At 71.4% G+C, this 19648-nt stretch carries 9 protein-coding genes and 1 pseudogene; 8 read left to right on the top strand and 2 right to left on the bottom strand.

Going from position 1 to position 19648, the window contains the following annotated elements:
• The 5 genes and pseudogenes from H0487_RS07180 to H0487_RS07160 all read left to right on the top strand — a co-directional run.
• Positions 1-486 (top strand): annotated as a pseudogene (locus tag H0487_RS07180) (hypothetical protein); the annotation flags it as partial.
• A 257-nt stretch (positions 487-743) separates the two neighbouring features.
• Positions 744-4235, top strand: a complete 3492-nt coding sequence (gene rpoB / locus H0487_RS07175; RefSeq protein ID WP_183093547.1) for a DNA-directed RNA polymerase subunit beta — start codon at positions 744-746, stop codon at positions 4233-4235.
• 86 nt (positions 4236-4321) lie between these two features.
• On the top strand, positions 4322-8179 hold the full coding sequence (locus H0487_RS07170; protein ID WP_183093546.1) for a DNA-directed RNA polymerase subunit beta': 3858 nt from the start codon (positions 4322-4324) through the stop codon (positions 8177-8179).
• An 83-nt stretch (positions 8180-8262) separates the two neighbouring features.
• The gene (locus H0487_RS07165; RefSeq protein WP_183093545.1) at positions 8263-9513 is read left to right on the top strand and encodes a geranylgeranyl reductase family protein; all 1251 of its coding nucleotides are present in this window, start codon (positions 8263-8265) and stop codon (positions 9511-9513) included.
• Positions 9514-9580: 67 nt separating this feature from the next.
• Positions 9581-10453 (top strand): NUDIX domain-containing protein, encoded by an 873-nt coding sequence (locus H0487_RS07160; RefSeq protein WP_183093544.1) that lies wholly within the window; start codon positions 9581-9583, stop codon positions 10451-10453.
• 11 nt (positions 10454-10464) lie between these two features.
• On the opposite strand, the gene H0487_RS07155 is transcribed toward H0487_RS07160, so the two are convergent.
• On the bottom strand, positions 10465-12174 hold the full coding sequence (locus H0487_RS07155) for an RCC1 domain-containing protein (RefSeq protein WP_183093543.1): 1710 nt from the start codon (positions 12172-12174) through the stop codon (positions 10465-10467).
• A gap of 77 nt (positions 12175-12251) precedes the next feature.
• On the opposite strand from H0487_RS07155, the gene H0487_RS07150 reads away from it, so the two are divergent.
• Positions 12252-13517, top strand: a complete 1266-nt coding sequence (locus tag H0487_RS07150; RefSeq protein ID WP_183093542.1) for a hydroxyacid-oxoacid transhydrogenase — start codon at positions 12252-12254, stop codon at positions 13515-13517.
• A gap of 154 nt (positions 13518-13671) precedes the next feature.
• On the opposite strand, the gene H0487_RS07145 is transcribed toward H0487_RS07150, so the two are convergent.
• The gene (locus tag H0487_RS07145; RefSeq protein WP_183093541.1) at positions 13672-15384 is read right to left on the bottom strand and encodes an RCC1 domain-containing protein; all 1713 of its coding nucleotides are present in this window, start codon (positions 15382-15384) and stop codon (positions 13672-13674) included.
• A gap of 184 nt (positions 15385-15568) precedes the next feature.
• Here H0487_RS07145 and H0487_RS07140 point away from each other — a divergent pair, with 184 nt between their 5' ends.
• Both H0487_RS07140 and H0487_RS07135 read left to right on the top strand, forming a co-directional pair.
• Complete coding sequence (locus H0487_RS07140; RefSeq protein WP_183093540.1) at positions 15569-18274, top strand: FAD-binding and (Fe-S)-binding domain-containing protein; 2706 nt, start codon at positions 15569-15571, stop codon at positions 18272-18274.
• 106 nt (positions 18275-18380) lie between these two features.
• Entirely contained in the window at positions 18381-19643 is a 1263-nt protein-coding gene (locus H0487_RS07135; RefSeq protein ID WP_183093539.1) for a class I SAM-dependent methyltransferase, read from the top strand.
• The last annotated feature ends 5 nt before the right edge of the window (positions 19644-19648 follow it).

Genomic DNA, 19648 nt, shown 5'->3' with positions numbered 1-19648 from the left:
GTCGTCGTCCTGACCTGGCCCGGCAGCCTCGGCGGTGACTCGCCGGCGAGCACCGCGGACCAGGCCGCAGACGCCGAGACCGCGGCGACGACGGCCGAGGAGGTCGCTGCCGACGCCGTACCGGTCGTGCTGTCCTACGACTACCGGACCCTCGACCAGGACTTCGCCGCGGCGGAGGCCTACCTGACCGAGGAGTTCGGCGCCAAGCGCACCGCCCTGTTCGCCCAGACCGCCGAGGACGGCTCGACCCTGACCGACCAGATCGTCGAGGACAAGGTCGTCGTGACGGCCCGGGTGTCCGGCACCGGGCTGACCCGGGTGTCCGAGGACGGCAAGCGCGCGACGGTCGTGGTCTTCGTCGACCAGGACAGCCAGCGGGGCACCGAGGCGCCGCGCTCGCTGCGGATGTGGGCCACCCTCGACATGGTGCTCAGCGGGGGCGACTGGCTCCTCGACGACATCTGCACCGAGGATGATTGCGGCTGATCCGAGCCGCTCGCCGGGGCACGCCGCGCCGGGCTGTCGCTTGACCTGACGACGGTCGGCACAGCATGATCCTGCGAAGGCTCGTTCCTGTCCGGTTGAGATTCCTGGACAGAGGGTGGCGCTGGCATTGGATTGCGCCCTGAGTTCGTGTATCGTAGCGCTTTGCGCCTGCCCTCAGATGCGCTTCGGCCTGCCCGGTGGCTGGAGATGTGGGGGGAAGGCGCGACTCAGAGAGCGAACCCGTCGAAGGACACCTCTTGGCCGCGCGCACCACCCCCGGTAAGTCCCGCATCTCTTTCGCAAAGATCTCCGAACCGCTCGAGCTCCCGCAGCTCCTCTCGCTCCAGACCGACAGCTTCGACTGGCTCGTCGGCAACCCGGCCCACCAGGGTCGCGTCGAGGCGCGCCGCGCCGCTGGCGAGGACGTCTCGGACAAGTCCGGCCTCACGGAGATCTTCGAGGAGATCTCGCCGATCGAGGACTTCTCCGAGACGATGTCGCTCTCGTTCGAGAACCCGGTCTTCTACGACCCGAAGTACACGGTCGACGAGTGCAAGGAGAAGGACCTCACCTACTCCGCCCCGCTCTACGTCTCCGCGGAGTTCACCAACAACGAGACCGGTGAGATCAAGGGCCAGACGGTCTTCATGGGCGACTTCCCGCTCATGACGCCCAAGGGCACCTTCGTCATCAACGGCACCGAGCGTGTCGTCGTCTCGCAGCTGGTCCGTTCGCCGGGCGTCTACTTCGAGCGCACGGCCGACAAGACGTCCGACAAGGACATCTACACGGCCAAGCTGATCCCGAGCCGCGGTGCGTGGCTGGAGTTCGAGATCGACAAGCGCGACATGGTCGGCGTCCGTCTCGACCGCAAGCGCAAGCAGAACGTCACCGTCCTGCTCAAGGCGCTCCAGGCGATCGCCGAGGACACCGGCGAGGCCTACGACTACGACGCCGTCATGGCCGACCTCCGTCAGTTCGAGTCGATCCAGCTGACCGAGGAGAAGGACAACACCCAGGGTCCTGACGACGCGCTGCTCGACATCTACCGCAAGCTGCGCCCGGGCGAGCCGCCGACGCGTGAGGCCGCGCTGACGCTCCTGAAGAACTACTACTTCAACCCGAAGCGCTACGACCTGGCCAAGGTCGGTCGCTACAAGATCAACAAGAAGCTCGGCCAGGACCAGGCCTTCGACCAGCAGACCATGACCATCTCGGACATGGTGGCGACGATCCGTTACATCGTCGCGCTGCACGACGGCCGCACCGAGCTGGCGACCCCGATCGACGCCGCCCTCCCGATCAGCTCCGACGACATCGACCACTTCGGCAACCGCCGGATGCGGACCGTCGGCGAGCTGATCCAGAACCAGCTGCGCACCGGTCTGGCCCGCATGGAGCGCGTCGTCCGCGAGCGGATGACGACCCAGGACGTCGAGGCCATCACGCCGCAGTCGCTGATCAACATCCGCCCGGTCGTCGCGGCGCTGAAGGAGTTCTTCGGAACCTCGCAGCTCTCGCAGTTCATGGACCAGACCAACCCGATCGCCGGACTGACGCACAAGCGTCGCCTCTCGGCGCTCGGCCCCGGTGGTCTGTCCCGCGACCGCGCCGGCATGGAGGTCCGTGACGTTCACCCGTCGCACTACGGCCGCATGTGCCCGATCGAGACGCCGGAAGGCCCGAACATCGGTCTGATCGGCTCGCTCGCGTCCTACGGCCGGATCAACCCGTTCGGGTTCGTCGAGACGCCGTACCGCAAGGTCGTCAAGGGTGTCGTCACCGACCAGATCGACTACCTGACCGCGGACGACGAGGACAAGCACGTCATCGCCCAGGCCAACGCCGTGCTCGACAAGAACGGCAAGTTCGCCGAGGAGCGCGTGCTGGTCCGGCTTCGCCAGGGTGAGGTCTCCGAGATCCCGGGCGAGGAGGTCGACTACATGGACGTCTCGCCGCGCCAGATGGTGTCGGTCGCGACGGCCCTGATCCCGTTCCTCGAGCACGACGACGCCAACCGTGCGCTCATGGGCGCCAACATGCAGCGTCAGGCCGTCCCGCTCATCCGGAGCGACAGCCCGATCGTCGGCACCGGCATCGAGTTCCGTGCCGCGGTCGACGCCGGCGACGTCCTCGTGGCGACCAACGCCGGTGTCGTGCAGGGTGTCTCCGCCGACCTCGTCGAGGTCATGAACGACGACGGGACCTACCAGACCTACAAGCTGGCCAAGTTCCGCCGCTCCAACCAGGGCACGTGCATCAACCAGCGCCCGCTGGTCGTCGTCGGTGACCGTCTCGAGGTCGGTTCGCCGATCGCCGACGGTCCCTGCACCGACAACGCCGAGATGGCGCTGGGCACCAACCTCCTCGTGGCGTTCATGCCGTGGGAGGGCCACAACTACGAGGACGCGATCATCCTCAGCCAGCGCCTGGTGCAGGAGGACGTCCTCACCTCGATCCACATCGAGGAGCACGAGGTCGACGCCCGCGACACCAAGCTCGGGCCCGAGGAGATCACCCGGGACATCCCGAACGTCTCCGAGGAGATGCTGGCCGACCTCGACGAGCGCGGCATCATCCGCATCGGCGCCGAGGTCACGACCGGTGACATCCTGGTCGGCAAGGTCACCCCGAAGGGTGAGACCGAGCTGACGCCGGAGGAGCGGCTGCTCCGCGCGATCTTCGGTGAGAAGGCGCGCGAGGTCCGCGACACCTCGATGAAGGTGCCGCACGGTGAGTCCGGCACGGTCATCGGCGTCCGCGTGTTCGACCGCGAGGACGGCGACGAGCTGCCCCCGGGTGTCAACCAGCTGGTGCGGGTCTACGTCGCCCAGAAGCGGAAGATCTCGGTGGGCGACAAGCTCGCCGGCCGTCACGGCAACAAGGGCGTCATCGCCAAGATCCTGCCGATCGAGGACATGCCGTTCATGGAGGACGGGACCCCCGTCGACGTCGTGCTCAACCCGCTGGGTGTGCCGCGACGCATGAACATCGGTCAGATCCTCGAGCTGCACCTCGGCTGGCTGGGCAAGCAGGGTTGGGACATCAACCTGTCGGGTGACCCCGAGAACTCCGACTGGAAGCAGCGGCTGATCTCGATCGGTGTCGACAAGGCCGAGCCCAACACGAAGGTCGCCACGCCCGTCTTCGACGGTGCGCGGGAGGACGAGATCATCGGCCTGCTCGGCGCGACGCTGCCGACCCGTGACGGCGTCCGCCTGATCGGCGAGGACGGCAAGGCCCGGCTCTTCGACGGTCGCTCCGGCGAGCCGTTCACGGACCCGGTGTCGGTGGGCTACATGTACATCCTCAAGCTCCACCACCTCGTCGACGACAAGATCCACGCGCGCTCGACCGGTCCGTACTCGATGATCACCCAGCAGCCGCTCGGCGGTAAGGCCCAGTTCGGTGGCCAGCGCTTCGGTGAGATGGAGGTCTGGGCGATGGAGGCGTACGGCGCCGCCTACGCCCTCCAGGAGCTCCTGACCATCAAGTCCGACGACGTGCCGGGCCGGGTCAAGGTCTACGAGGCGATCGTGAAGGGCGAGAACATCCCCGACTCCGGTATCCCCGAGTCGTTCAAGGTTCTCGTCAAGGAGATGCAGTCGCTCTGCCTCAACGTGGAGGTCCTGTCCCAGGACGGCACCGCCATCGAGATGCGCGACGCGGAGGAGGACGTCTTCCGCGCTGCTGAAGAGCTCGGCATCGACCTGTCCCGTCGCGAGCCCAGCTCCGTCGAAGAAGTCTGAGTGAGACGGCGGCGCGCCCCCGGGCGCGCCGCCTCCCTCAGTCCCCAGCCTCAACTCTTCAGAACTAACGAAGGACAGCAGCCATCGTGCTCGACGTTAACTTCTTCGACCAGCTTCAGATCGGCCTGGCCACCGCGGAGGACATCCGCACGTGGAGCCACGGCGAGGTCAAGAAGCCGGAGACCATCAACTACCGCACGCTCAAGCCCGAGCGTGACGGCCTCTTCTGCGAGAAGATCTTCGGTCCCACCCGGGACTGGGAGTGCTACTGCGGCAAGTACAAGCGGGTGCGCTTCAAGGGCATCATCTGCGAGCGCTGCGGCGTCGAGGTGACCCGGTCCAAGGTCCGTCGCGAGCGGATGGGCCACATCGAGCTCGCCGCTCCGGTCACCCACATCTGGTACTTCAAGGGTGTCCCGAGCCGGCTCGGCTACCTGCTCGACCTGGCCCCGAAGGACCTCGAGAAGGTCATCTACTTCGCGGCCTACATGATCACCGCCGTCGACGAGGACGCGCGTCACCGTGACCTGTCCTCGCTCGAGGCCAAGGTCGGCCAGCAGCGCAAGATGCTCACCGACCGCCTCGACGGTGCGATCAACGACCGCGCCAAGAAGCTCGAGGAGGACCTCGCGGCCCTCGAGGCCGAGGGTGCCAAGGCCGACCAGAAGCGCAAGGTCAAGGACGGCGCCGAGCGGGAGATGGCTCAGGTGCGCAAGCGCTCCGAGGCCGAGATCGCCCGCCTCGAGGAGGTCTGGGACACGTTCAAGAGCCTCAAGGTGCAGGACCTCATGGGTGACGAGGTCCTCTACCGCGAGATGAAGAACTGGTTCGGCAAGTACTTCGAGGGCCACATGGGCGCCACGGCGATCCAGAAGCGCCTCGAGAGCTTCGACATCGAGGCCGAGGTCGAGTCGCTGCGCGAGACCATCGCGACCGGCAAGGGCCAGCGCAAGGTCCGCGCCCTCAAGCGCCTCAAGGTCGTCGACGCCTTCCGCAAGACCGGCAACAAGCCCCAAGGCATGGTCCTGGACGCCGTCCCGGTCATCCCGCCGGACCTTCGTCCGATGGTGCAGCTCGACGGTGGCCGTTTCGCGACGTCCGACCTCAACGACCTGTACCGCCGCGTGATCAACCGGAACAACCGGCTCAAGCGCCTGCTCGACCTCGGTGCTCCCGAGATCATCGTCAACAACGAGAAGCGGATGCTCCAGGAGGCCGTCGACTCGCTGTTCGACAACGGTCGCCGTGGTCGTCCCGTCACCGGCCCGGGCAACCGGCCGCTGAAGTCGCTGTCCGACATGCTCAAGGGCAAGCAGGGTCGCTTCCGTCAGAACCTGCTCGGCAAGCGCGTCGACTACTCCGGCCGTTCGGTCATCGTCTCCGGTCCGCAGCTCAAGCTGCACCAGTGCGGTCTGCCGAAGCAGATGGCGCTGGAGCTGTTCAAGCCGTTCGTGATGAAGCGCCTCGTCGACCTGTCGCACGCGCAGAACATCAAGTCGGCCAAGCGGATGGTCGAGCGCGCCCGTCCGGTCGTGTGGGACGTCCTCGAAGAGGTCATCACCGAGCACCCCGTGCTGCTCAACCGTGCGCCCACGCTGCACCGCCTCGGCATCCAGGCCTTCGAGCCCCAGCTGATCGAGGGCAAGGCCATCCAGATCCACCCGCTCGTCTGCACCGCGTTCAACGCGGACTTCGACGGTGACCAGATGGCGGTGCACCTGCCGCTGTCCGCCGAGGCGCAGGCCGAGGCGCGGATCCTGATGCTGTCGACCAACAACATCCTCAAGCCGTCCGACGGCCGGCCGGTCACCATGCCGACCCAGGACATGATCATCGGTCTGTTCTTCATCACGACCGACCGTGAGGGCGCTGTGGGCGAGGGCCGGATGTTCTCCTCGCCGGCCGAGGCGATCATGGCGTTCGACCGGAAGGAGATCACGCTCCAGAGCAAGGTCAAGATCCGGTTCACCGACGCCGTCGTCGAGGGCGTCGAGCCGGGCGAGGCGATCACCCTCGAGACCACCCTGGGCCGGTCGCTCTTCAACGACACCCTGCCGGCGGACTACCCCTTCGTGAACTACGAGGTGGGCAAGAAGCAGCTCGGGGCGATCGTCAACGACCTCGCCGAGCGGTACGGCAAGGTCGAGGTCGCGGCCTCGCTGGACGCCCTCAAGGACACCGGTTTCCACTGGGCCACGCGCTCGGGTGTCACCGTGTCCATCGCCGACGTCACGACGCCGTCCAACAAGGCCGAGCTGCTCTCGGGCTTCGAGGCCAAGGCCGCGAAGATCCAGACCCAGTTCGAGCGTGGTCTGATCACCGACGACGAGCGTCGTCAGGAGCTCATCGAGATCTGGACCGAGGCCGGCAAGCAGGTCGGTGACGCCATGGAGAAGGCCTTCGACAAGAAGAACCCGATCTTCATGCAGGTCACCTCCGGCGCCTCCGGCAACTTCAACCAGATCCGTCAGGTCGGCGCCATGCGTGGTCTGGTGGCCAACCCGAAGGGCGAGATCATCCCGCGGCCGATCAAGGCCAACTTCCGCGAGGGTCTCTCCGTGCTCGAGTACTTCATCTCGACCCACGGTGCCCGCAAGGGTCTGGCCGACACCGCGCTGCGGACGGCCGACTCGGGCTACCTGACCCGCCGTCTGGTCGACGTGTCGCAGGACGTCATCATCCGTGAGGACGACTGTGGCACCGAGCGCGGTCTGCCGAAGGTCATCGGCGTCCGCGGCGACAACGGTGTCGTCACGAAGGACGAGAACGCCGAGACCGCGGCCTACGCCCGTACCTCGGCCGTCGAGGTCGCCCACCCGACGACCGGCGAGATCCTCGCCGCCGCCGGTGACGACCTCGGTGACGTCAAGATCGCCGAGCTCATCGAGGCCGGCATCGAGACGGTCGTCGTCCGCTCGGTCCTCACCTGCGACGCCCGCACCGGTACCTGCGCGAAGTGCTACGGCCGCTCGCTGGCCACCGGCAAGCTCGTCGACATCGGCGAGGCGGTCGGCATCATCGCCGCCCAGTCGATCGGTGAGCCCGGCACGCAGCTGACGATGCGTACGTTCCACACCGGTGGTGTGGCCTCGGCCGACGACATCACGCAGGGTCTGCCCCGCGTCGTCGAGCTGTTCGAGGCCCGTACGCCCAAGGGTGTCTCGCCGATCTCCGAGGCCGCCGGCCGCGTCCAGATCGAGGAGACCGACAAGGCCCGCAAGGTCCTCGTCACCCCCGACGACGGCAGCGACGTGAAGGAGTACGTCGTCTCCCGCCGCTCGCGGCTCCTCGTGGCCGACGGCGACCACATCGAGGTCGGCGCGATGCTCACGCAGGGCACCCCGGACCCGAAGGAGGTGCTGCGCATCCTCGGCGTTCGTCGGACCCAGCAGCACCTCGTCGACGAGGTCCAGGAGGTCTACCGGAGCCAGGGTGTGTCGATCCACGACAAGCACATCGAGATCATCGTGCGGCAGATGCTGCGCCGGATCACGGTGCTCGAGTCGGGCGAGACCAACCTGCTGCCGTCCGACCTGGTCGACCGGGTGCTCTTCGAGGAGGAGAACCGTCGGGTCGTCTCCGAGGGCTCCAAGCCGGCCTCGGGCCGCCCGGAGCTCATGGGCATCACCAAGGCGTCGCTCGCCACGGAGTCGTGGCTCTCGGCGGCCTCCTTCCAGGAGACCACCCGAGTGCTCACCGACGCCGCGATCAACGGTCGCTCGGACTCGCTGCGCGGTCTGAAGGAGAACGTGATCATCGGCAAGCTGATCCCGGCGGGAACCGGTCTGGAGCGCTACCGCGCCATCCGGGTCGAGCCCACCGAGGAGGCGCGTCAGGCGGCCTACGCGGTGACCGGCTACGAGTCCTACGACTACGAGTTCGGCAGCACCGGCGGCCAGGCCGTCGCGCTGGACGACTTCGACTTCGGTTCCTACCAGAACTGAGCCAGTCGGCCACGAGGCCCCGTCGCACCCTCCGGGGTGAGGCGGGGCCTCGTGCTTTCCTGTCGCCTGAGAGAATGAGCGGCATGACGACTCCCCAGCGCACCGACGTGCTCGTCGTGGGCGCGGGCCCCGCCGGGTCCGCCGCCGCGGCCTGGTCCGCGCGCCTCGGGCTCGACGTCGTCCTCGCCGACGCGGCGGTGTTCCCGCGCGACAAGACCTGCGGCGACGGGCTCACCCCGCGCGCGATCGGCGAGCTCGGGCGGCTCGGGCTGACCGACTGGCTGCGCGCGCACACGGTCAACCAGGGCCTGCGTGCCCACGGCTTCGGCCAGACGCTCCACCTCCCGTGGCCGGGCGGCACCCTGCCGGACTGGGGGAGCGCGGTCGCCCGGACCGAGCTCGACGACCACCTGCGGACGACGGCGCTCAAGTCCGGCGCCATCGGCATCGACGGCGCCCGGGCGGTCGACGTACGGCTCGAGGGCGGCCGCGTCGCCGCCGTCGTCTTCGAGCGCGGCACCCGCGGTGGCGAGCGGTTCGAGATCGAGTGCCAGCGGCTGGTCGTCGCCGACGGCGTCCGCTCGCCGCTCGGCAAGATCCTCGGCCGGGAGTGGCACCGCGACACCGTCTACGGCGTCGCCGGACGCTCCTACGTCGCCTCGTCGATGAGCGACGACCCCTGGATCAGCTCCCACCTCGAGCTCCGCGACGCGGACGGCAAGGTCGTCCCCGGCTACGGCTGGATCTTCCCGCTCGGCAACGGCGAGGTGAACATCGGCGCGGGCACCCTGGCGACCGCGCAGCGACCGACCGACGTGGCCGTCAAGCCGTTGATGCGCCTCTACGCCGAGCAGTGCCGCGAAGGGTTCGGGCTCGAGGGCGACCTGCGGGCCGAGACCTCCGCGCTGCTGCCGATGGGAGGCGCCGTGTCCAACGTCGCGGGCCCCAACTGGGCCCTCATCGGCGACGCGGCGGCGTGCGTCAACCCGCTCAACGGTGAAGGCATCGACTACGGGCTGGAGTCGGGCCGGTTCATCGCCGAGCTCATGGTCGAGCAGCCGGGCAGCGACCTCGGGATCGTCTGGCCGGCGGTGCTCCGCGAGCACTACGGCGAGTCGTTCTCGATCGCCCGCCGGCTGGCCGGCGTCGCCACCCGGCCGCGCGTGGTCAACGCGCTCGGGCCGATCGGCATGCGCTCCGACCTGCTGATGACCCTCGCCCTGCGCTGGATGGGCAACCTGGTCACCGACGAGGACCGTGACCGGGCCGCCCGGGTGTGGCGCTGGGCCGGACGCACGTCGCTCACCCGCGACGAGCGTCCCCCCTTCTCCTGAGCAGGTCGCGTGACCGAGCCGCTCAGAGGGGCGGGGCAGTAGGTTGGGCGTCGGCGAGGAGGACGGCATGGGGCAGCGGGTACAGCGGTTGGCGGCGTACGCCGTCATCGTCCGCGGCGACCAGATCCTGCTCAGCCGGCTCGCGGAACGGGTGACGCGACACGAGCTGTGGACGCTTCCCGGCGGCGGCGTCGACCACGGGGAGGACCCCCGGGCGGCGGTCGTCCGCGAGATCCACGAGGAGACCGGGCTGCGCGCCGAGGTCGGCGACACCTCGCACGTGTTCTCGATGCACCTCCCCGACACCTGGCGTCGCGGCCGGCGGGTCGACGCCCACTCCGTGCGGATCGTGTACGACGGCTGGGTCGCCGCGGACGCCCCCGCGCCGCACGTCGTCGAGGTCGACGGCTCGACCGTCGAGGCCGCCTGGCAGCCGCTCGCGGCCGTCCTCGACGGCAGCCTGCCGACCGTCGGCCTCGTCATCGACGCGCTCGAGCGGCTGCTCCCGCACCGGCGCCAGCGGGTGGCGGCGTACGCCTACGTCGAGCGCGACGGCGCCCTGCTGCTCACCCGGAACTCCGCGCTCGGGCCGCACCCGGGCGTCTGGACCCTGCCCGGCGGCGGGGTCGACCACGGCGAGTCGCCCGCGGCGACCGTCCTGCGCGAGCTGCACGAGGAGTGCGGTCTCGACGGTGAGCTCGGCCCGTTGCTGACCGTGGACGACCACCACTTCACCGGCACCGCGCCCAACGGCCGGCGCGAGGACTTCCACGCCATCCGGATCGTCTATCGCGCGACGGTGCCGACCGACGTCGAGCCGCGCGTCGTGGAGGTCGACGGGACCACCGACGCGGTCGCGTGGGTGCCGTTCACCGAGATCGCCGACGACGCGACCCGCTACAGCAGACTCGTCACCGCCGCCGTCGCCGCCGCTCGCTGAGCCGCACACCACTAGACGAGCCAGCCCGGCACCGTCGTCTGGCCGAGGTGGTTGCGCCCCCAGCACCGGGCGGTGCCGTCGACGCGCAGCCCGCAGGTGTGGTTCGCGCCGGCGTCGACGGCGAGGAAACGGTCCCCGGGGGGAGTCGCCTTGCCGTAGCCGGTCGCACCCCAGCAACGCACCACGCCGGTACCGCTCACCGCGCAGGCGTGGTCCCGCCCGGCCGACACAGCCACGTAGCTGCCGGACGGGGGCGAGGCCTGGCCGCTGCCGTCGGCGCCCCAGCACGCCAGGGAGCCGCTGGCGCGGACGGCGCAGGCGAAGCCGCTCCCCACGGACACCGACCGGAACGCGCCCGCTGGCGGCGTCGACTGGCCGCCGGAGCTCGAGCCCCAGCAGTCGAGGTCGCCGCTGGCCGCGACGGCGCACGAGGCGGTGGCGCCCGCGGACACGACCCGGAAGCCGCCCGCGGGGGCGTTGGTCTTGCCCTGGGTCGCCGAGCCCCAGCAGGCGATCGTGCCGGCGGGCCGCAACGCACACGTGTGGCTGCTCCCTACCGACACGGCCGCGAAGGTGCCGGACGGCGCCGTCGCCTGGCCCGCGGTGTTCGTGCCCCAGCAGATGACCCTGCGGTTGGACCGCACGGCACACGCGTGGCCGCCGAGTCCGCCGCTCACCGCGGTGAAGTAGCCGGTCGGGGCCCCCGTGACCACCGGGTCGGTCGGGCTGCCCCAACAGTCCAGGGTCCCGTTGGCCGCGACCCCGCAGCTGCTCTCGTTGCCCGCGCCGACCGTGAGCACCTGGAGCGACCCGGCCGGCGGGGTGGTGCGGTCCTCGTCGGCCTCGCCCCAGCACGTCGTCGTACCGGTGGTCCGGACGGCGCAGGCGTGCAGGTCGCCGAGTGTGACCGCGGTGAACGTGCCGCTCGGGGCGTTGCGCTGGCCGTAGGTGTTGTCGCCCCAGCACGCGATCGTGCCGCTCGCCCGCAGCGCGCAGGTGTCGAGCGGGCCGGCGGTCACGGCGGTGAAGGTCCCCGCGGGCGGCGCCGCCTGACTGGCGGTGTTGTCGCCCCAGCAGGTCACCGCGCCCGTCGTACGGATGCCGCACGCGTGCGCGTCGCCCACGGCGACCGCGGTGAAACCGCCCGACGGCGGTGAGGACTGTCCCTCGGAGTCGCCGCCCCAGCAGGCGATCGCGCCGTTGACCCGCACGCCGCAGGTGTTCGCGTAGCCGGCCGCGACCGCGATGAAGACGCCCGACGGTGGGGACGACTGGCCGGCGAGGTCGGCGCCCCAGCACCCGACCCGACCGCTCGAGCGGATCCCGCACGTGTGGCCGAAGCCGGCGGAGAGCGCGACGAAGGCGCCCGTCGGCGGGCTGGCCTGGTCGTTGTTGTCGAGACCCCAGCAGGCCACCGTCCCGGTCGTCCGGAGGGCGCAGCTGTGCCGGAACCCGCTCGTCACGCTGGTGAAGACGCCCGACGGCGGGGTCTGCTGGCCGTCGCTGTCGGCTCCCCAGCAGGCGAGGGTCCCGTCGCTCCGGATCCCGCAGCTGTGGGCCGCGCCGGCGTCGATCCGGCCCACGACCGCGCCGGCTGCCGACGCCGCGGCGGGCGACTCGGCGCTCGCTCCGAGCGGCGCGAGCCACCCGAGGACGAAGGTGGCAACGATCAGCGCGACGGCCACCGGCGTACGACGAGGGCGGTGCGAGGTCCGTGGCACCTGCTCACCGTCGCACGGCGTGGTGTCGCCGGCAGACGATTCGGCCAAGTCCCGCGGCGCGGCGCTAGGTTGTGCCGGTGACCGAGACCGTCTTCACGTATGCCGCTCCCGCACTCAAGTTCGGGCGGGGCGCCTCCCGCGAGATCGGCTACGACCTGGCGGGCTGGGGAGCCCGACGGGTGCTGCTCGTGACCGACGCGGGAGTGGTCGCGGCCGGCCACCCGGCGCGGGTCGCCGAGGCGATGACCGGGCGCGGGATCGAGGTGACGACGTACGACGAGACCCACGTCGAGCCGACCGACGAGTCGCTCACCCACGCGGTGGAGTTCGCCCGCGCCGAGGGACCGTTCGACGCCGTCGTCGCGGTCGGGGGCGGGTCGTCGATCGACACCGCCAAAGCGGTCGCGCTCCTGGTGACGAACCCCGGTGACCTCATGGACTACATCAACGCCCCGGTCGGGAAGGCGAGGGCGCCGCAGCAGCCGCTGCTCCCGCTCGTCGCCGTACCGACCACGACCGGCACGGGCAGCGAGAGCACGACGATCTGCGTGATGGACGTGCTCGCGCTCAAGGTGAAGACGGGCATCAGCCACCCGGCGCTGCGGCCGCGGCTCGCCGTCGTCGACCCCGACCTGACCGCGACCCAGCCCGCCGGCGTCACCGCCGCGGCCGGGATGGACATCCTCTGCCACGCGCTGGAGAGCTACACGGCCCGCTGGTACGGGGACTTCGACGCCAAGCAGCCCGAGCAGCGCGTGCCGTACTGCGGCTCCAACCCGATCGCGGACCTGTGGTCCGAGCGGGCGCTCGGCCTGCTCGCCGGCGCGTTCCGCGACGCGGTGCGGGAGGGCGGTATGGCGCCGGAGGTCGCGGAGCAGATGTCGCTCGCGGCGACGTTCGCCGGGCTCGGCTTCGGCAACGCCGGCGTCCACATCCCGCACGCCAACGCCTACCCGATCGCCGGTCGGGTGCGGGACTTCCGGCCCGCGGGCTACCCGGGCGTGGAGCCGATCGTGCCGCACGGCATGGCGGTCGCGTTGACCGCGCCCGAGGCGTTCCGGTTCACCTTCGACGCCGCCCCGGACCGGCACCTGCGGGCCGCCCGCCTGCTGGACCCCGCTGCCGAGGGCAGCGGCCCGGACGTGCTGCCCCGCACGTTGGCGACGCTCATGCGCGACATCGGCACCCCCAACGGGCTCGGCGAGGTCGGCTACGGCGAGTCCGACGTCGACGACCTCGTCGGCGGCGCCGTACAACAGCAACGCCTCCTCGCCACCGCCCCCAAGCCCGTCACCGAGGCCGACCTCGCCACCATCATCGGCTCCTCCCTCCACCACTGGTGACACCGCCGAACTTGCGGGGTTCGGTCGACGAACCCGCAGGCTTTGGTCGTTGAGTCCGCAGGATGTGGGCTGACCGGCAACGGCGAGCTCCGAACTTTGCGGGTTCGGGGGCCGAACCTTGCGGGTTCGTGGACCGAAGTGTGCGGGTTCGGGGTCAGCTGAAGGTGCCGGGGACGGTGGTCTGACCGTTGTTGTTGCGGCCCCAGCAGACGACGTTGCCGTTGGTGCGTACGGCGCAGCTGTGGTCGGCGCCGACGCTGACGGTGCGGAAGGTGCCGGCGGGCGGGGTGGCCTTGCCGAAGCCGGTGGAGCCCCAGCAGACGATCGCCCCGGAGGCGCGGACCCCGCAACTGTGGGTGCCCTTGGCGCTGAGGCTCACGAACGCGCCGGTCGGGGCGTCGGTCTGGCCCATCGTGGTGCTGCCCCAGCAGGCGAGGGTGCCGGTGGTGCGCAGGCCGCAGGTGTGGGCCGTGCCGGCGCTGACGATGTCGAAGCGGCCGGTCGGCGGGGTCGCCCGGCCGGAACCGTCGCTGCCCCAGCACTCGACCGTGCCGGTGGTCCGGATCGCACAGCTGTGCAGGCTGCCCGCGGTCACCTGGAGGTAGCCGGCGCCGGCCGGGGGAGTCGCTCGGTTGAAGGCGTCGTCGCCCCAGCACACGAGGGCGCTGCTGACGCGGACGCCGCAGGAGTGGTCGGCGCCCGCGCTCACACTGATGAACGCACCGGTCGGCGGGCTCGCCTCGCCGGCGGCGTCGGACCCCCAGCACGACAACGTGGCGTTGGCCTTGAGCCCGCAGGCATGGCCGCCGCCGTCGCTGATCGAGGTGTAGGCACCGGACGGGGTGTCGGTGACCACCGGGTCGGCGGCGGGTCCCCAGCAGTTGACGAGGCCGCCCGGGGTGATGCCGCAGGTGCTGCCGTTGCCGGCGCTGACTGCCGGGACCAGGAACTTGGCCGTCGGGGAGGGCGACGCCTGGTTCTCGTCGTCAAGCCCCCAGCAGACCGCGGTGCCGCTGGGGCGGACCGCGCAGCTGTGGTACGAGCCCGCCATGACGTTCACGAAGATGCCTGTCGGCACGACGCCGGCGCCGCTGCCCCAGCAGGCCACGGTGCCGTTGGACCGGAGCCCGCACGTGTGGGTGAGGCCGGAGTCGATCTTGGTGAAGGTGCCCGTCGGCGCGCTCACCTGGCCGTAGAAGTCGAGGCCCCAGCAGGCCACCGTGCCCGTCGAGCGGAGCCCGCAGGTGTGGACCGTCCCGGCGGACAAGGCGATGAACGTGCCGGTCGGAGCGGTGGACTGGCCGAAGGAGCCGTCGCCCCAGCAGGACACCGTGCCGTCGACCTCCAGCCCGCAGGTGTGGTTGCCGCCGGCGGCGAGGGTAGTGAAGGCGCCCGGTGGCACGGTCCCCTCGCCGTAGCTGTTGTCGCCCCAGCAGATCGCCGATCCTCGTCGTACGCCGCACGCATGGCCGGTGCCGGCGGTGACCCCGGTGTACATCCCCGGAGGTGGGGTGGACTGGCCGAGCTGGTTGGCACCCCAGCAGGAGACGGTGCCGTCGGTGCGCAGGCCACAGGTGTTGTCGAAGCCGGCGGCGACCTGGGAGAAGGTCCCGCTCGCCGGGGTGGACTCGCCGTTGGTGTTGCGTCCCCAGCACAGCACGGTGCCGGTGCTGCGCAGGCCGCAGGTGTGGTACCAACCGCCGTCCATGGCAGCGGACACCGTCTCCACGGCCACGGACGAGACCGCCCTGCCCGGCTCGCCGCTGGCACCGCCGGCGCCGGTGGCCGGAGGCCCTCCGGCGAGGGCGGCCGCGGCGACGAGCGCACAGATCAGCGCGAGGACGGTACGGGCCAGCGTGCGGATCATGCGTGCCTCCGGCGGGTCTCTGAGGGAGCGTCAGGGAAGTCCGTCTCGAACGTAGATCGCGGCGCGCCTGCGCGCTGAGGGACGGTGGACCACGCAGGTAAAACTTCGGCAGCGCCGCTCGGGCGAACGCCTGGGTGACCGGCCGCGGCAGCCGGTTGAGAGGGACACCACTAGATTGGCGCAGGTGGACGACGCGCAGGGTGTGGTGGCCGAGCTGGCCCGCCGTGGCGTGGATGCCGACGACTCGAGCCTGACCCGCGCCCTCTACTCCTCCGACGCCTCGGTCTACCGGGTGCTGCCGACGGCGGTCGCCCGGCCGCGGCACCGTGACGACCTGGAGGCCGTGCTCGAGGTGGCGGCGCTTGCTGGCACGTCGGTGACCGCACGCGGCGCCGGTACGTCGATCGCGGGCAACGCGGTCGGCGAGGGGATCGTCGTGGACCTGCGCCGGCTCGACCGGGTGCTCGAGATCGACGCCGAGGCGCGGACCGCCCGGGTGGAGCCGGGCATCGTGCACGCCGCGCTCCAGAAGGCGGCCGCGCCCCACGGGCTCCGCTACGGACCGGACCCCTCGACCCACACCCGCTGCACGATCGGCGGCATGGTCGGCAACAACGCGTGCGGATCCCGCGCGCTCGGCTACGGGCGATCCGCCGACACCGTCGTCGCGGCCGACGTGCTGTGGGGCGACCGCGCCGCGGCTCCCGGGGAGGTCGAGGCACGGCTGGCTGCCGTGGTCGCCGCGGAGCTGGGCCACGTGCGGACCTCGTTCGGCCGGTTCTCCCGCCAGGTGTCGGGCTACTCCCTCGAGCACCTGCTGCCCGAGCGGCTCTCCGTCCCGCGGTTCCTCGCCGGCTCCGAGGGGACCCTCGGTCTGCTCCGCGAGGTCACCGTCGCGCTGGTGCCCGAGGAGGAACGCGACCTGCTCGTGCTCGGCTACCCGTCGATGATCGAGGCGGCCGACGCAGTGCCCGTGCTGCTCGCCTCCGTCGCCGGAGACGCCCGAATGGTCGCGTGCGAGGGCCTCGACTCGCGGATCGTCGACCTGGTGCGGGCGCGTGGCGGGGCGGTCCCCGACCTCCCGGCCGGCGCCGGCTGGCTGTTCGTCGAGGTCGCGGGCCCGGAGCGGGCCGGTGCGGTCGCGACGCTCGCGGGGGTGTCGGGTGCGCTCGCGTCGCGGGTCGTGAGCTCGGCCGCCGAGGCGGCGGCACTGTGGCGGATCCGCGAGGACGGTGCCGGGCTCGCCGCGCGAAGCCTGTCCCGCCCGGCCTACAGCGGTTGGGAGGACGCTGCCGTCCCGCCCGATCGGCTCGGCGCCTGGCTGCGCGACTTCGACGGCCTGCTGCGGACCCACGGCCTCGACGGGGTGCCGTACGGCCACTTCGGCGACGGCTGCGTGCACGTCCGGATCGACTTCGACTTCTCCGGCGGGGCCGGCGCGTTCCGGGAGTTCCTCTTCGCGTGCGCAGAGCGCCTGCGCGAGCACGGTGGGTCCTTGTCCGGCGAGCACGGTGACGGCCGTGCCCGCTCCGAGCTCCTCCCGCTGATGTACGACGAGCGCTCGCTGTCGCTGTTCCGGGCGGTCAAGCACGCGTGCGACCCGCAGGACCTGCTCAACCCCGGGGTCCTCGTCGACCCCCGTCCGCTCGACGCCGACCTGCGGCCGGTGCTCCCGCTCCTCGTCAGCGGGGACATCGCCGAGGCGGTCCACCGCTGCACCGGCGTCGGGAAGTGCGTCGCCCCGTCTCCCGCGGGGGTGATGTGCCCGTCCTACGTGGCGACCCGTGAGGAGAAGGACTCGACCCGGGGTCGCGCCCGCGTCCTCCAGGAGGCGGTGACCGGCGGTCTGGCCGGCGGTCTCACCGACCCGGCGGTCCTCGAGGCGCTCGACCTCTGCCTGTCGTGCAAGGGCTGCGCGTCGGACTGTCCGACCGGGGTCGACATGGCCGAGCACAAGTCCGAGGTCCTGCACCAGGCCTACGCCGGCCGGAGGCGGCCGCGCTCGCACTACGTGATGGGCCGGCTGCCGCGGTGGGCGCGGCTCGGGGCGCCGCTGGCCCGGGCCGGCAACCTGGCGCTCAAGGGCGGGCCGTTCGCGTCGCTCGCCAAGGCGGTCGCCGGGATGGACGCGCGCCGGTCGCTGCCGCCGCTCGCGACACCGCGACTGCGCAAGGCCGCGCCGACGTCGACCCTGGAGAAGGTCCAGGGCCGGGCGGGCGGCGTGGACGTCTGGGTGTGGGCCGACTCGTTCACCGAGTACTTCCGCACGGGCCCCGGCCTCGCGGCGCTCACCTACCTCGAGAGCGCCGGACTGACCGCCCGGGTCATCGACGAGCGGGCGTGCTGCGCGCTGACGTGGACGTCGACCGGACAGCGCGACGCGGCGGAGCGGATCCTCGACCGCACCCGGGCGACCCTGACGCCGTACCTCGACAGCGGAGTGCCGGTCCTCGGGGTCGAGCCGTCCTGCACGGCCGCGCTGCGCTCGGACGCCGGTCTCGGTGTCGTGACGCTCGCCGAGCTCATCACCCGCCTCGACCTGCCGTTGCCCGACCTCAGCGACGTCCGGGTCGTCGCCCAGCCGCACTGCCATCACTCGTCGGTGCTCGGCTGGGCCGCCGATCGAGCGCTCCTCGAACGGGCCGGCGCGACCGTGACCGTGGTGCCCGGCTGCTGCGGCCTCGCGGGGAACTGGGGCGTCGAGAAGGGTCACTACGAGACGTCCGTCGCCATCGCGGAGTCCCACCTGCTGCCGGCCGTGCGGACCGCGCTGGCGGCCGATCCCGCCACCGTGGTGCTGGCCGACGGTCTGTCCTGCGCGCTCCAGCTCGACGACCTCGAGGGCGTCCAGGCCCTGCACCTGGCCGAGCTCCTCACGCGCGGCCGCTAGATTTGCCCGGTGAACCCCCGCCACCGTCGACTCGTCATCCCGGTCGCGCTGGGCGCCCTGCTCGTGATCGTCGTCGTGGCCGCGCTGCTCAAGTGAGGGCCTGACGATGGGATCCACCACCGACAGCCTCGAGACCGGGCTGGCTCGGGTCCGGGACCGGCTCCTCGCCGCCGACGACCTCGTGCGCGGCCTGGCCTCGGGACGCCAGAAGGGCCGTCAGCCGCAGTGGCGCCGCGCGGAGCTGCGGTGGGTCGACCTCAAGTCCGGTCGCCACCTCCAGGTCACGACGTACGACGCCACCCAGGCGCACACCGCCAACCATGCCCTCGGCGAGGCGGCCGCGGCTGCGGTCGACGCCCTGCTCGCGGAGCCGTTCGGCAACTGGCACGTCGAGACCACCACCCAGGTGCACCAGACCCGGGTCACCAAGAAGCTCGACGTCATCACCCACACCGCCGACCGCGCTGACGCCGTCGTCGCGGAACGCTCCCACGACCGGGAGAAGGAGCGGCTGCTGCCGGGCGACGACCCGGTCCTCGTCGCGCTCGGCCTGGCTGACGCGCAGGGCCGGATCAAGCCCAGCCGGCAGGCGAAGTACCGTCAGGTCGAGGAGTTCGTCCGGATCCTCGACACGACGATCGCCGACGCCCGGGCCACCGGCCGGCTCCGGAAGCCGACCGCCGACGATCCGCTGCGGATCGTCGACCTGGGCTGCGGCAACGGCTACCTCACCTTCGCCGCCCATCGCTTCCTCACCGAGCACCGCGGCGTCCCGGTCCGGCTGGTCGGGGTCGACGTGAAGCAGCAGTCGGCCGACCACAACGCCCGGCTGGCCGCCGACCTCGGCATCGACGCCGACTTCGTCGTCGGCACCATCGACGGTGCGATCCTCCCCGAGCGCGACGAGCGGCCCGACGTCGTCCTCGCCCTGCACGCCTGCGACACCGCCACCGACGAGGCGCTCGCCCGAGCGGTCGCGTGGGAGGCGCCGGTCGTCCTCGCCGCGCCCTGCTGCCACCACGACCTCGCCGCCCAGCTGCGCACCGCCCCGACCCCGCCGCCCTACACCTCCTTGACCCGGCACGGCATCCTCCGCGAGCGCTTCGCCGACACGTTGACCGATGCGGTGCGGGAGATGCTGCTGCGCCAGCGCGGCTACCGTGTCGACGTCATGCAGTTCGTGGAGAGCCAGCACACGCCGCGCAACACCCTGCTGCGCGCCGTCCGCACCGGGGCGAGCGCCGACCCCGCGCTGCGGCAGGAGTACGACGACCTCGTCGCCAGCTGGCAGGTGACGCCGCGGCTCGCGGTCCTGCTGGGGCTCCCGGGGCAGCCCGGGCTGCCCACCGACACCACGGAAGCGAGGTGAGCCGG

This window comes from Nocardioides stalactiti, from assembly GCF_014180715.1.
Classification (GTDB): domain Bacteria; phylum Actinomycetota; class Actinomycetes; order Propionibacteriales; family Nocardioidaceae; genus Nocardioides; species Nocardioides stalactiti.
The sequence above is the reverse complement of the archived record's forward strand: the minus strand, read 5'-3'. Positions and strand labels throughout refer to the sequence as shown.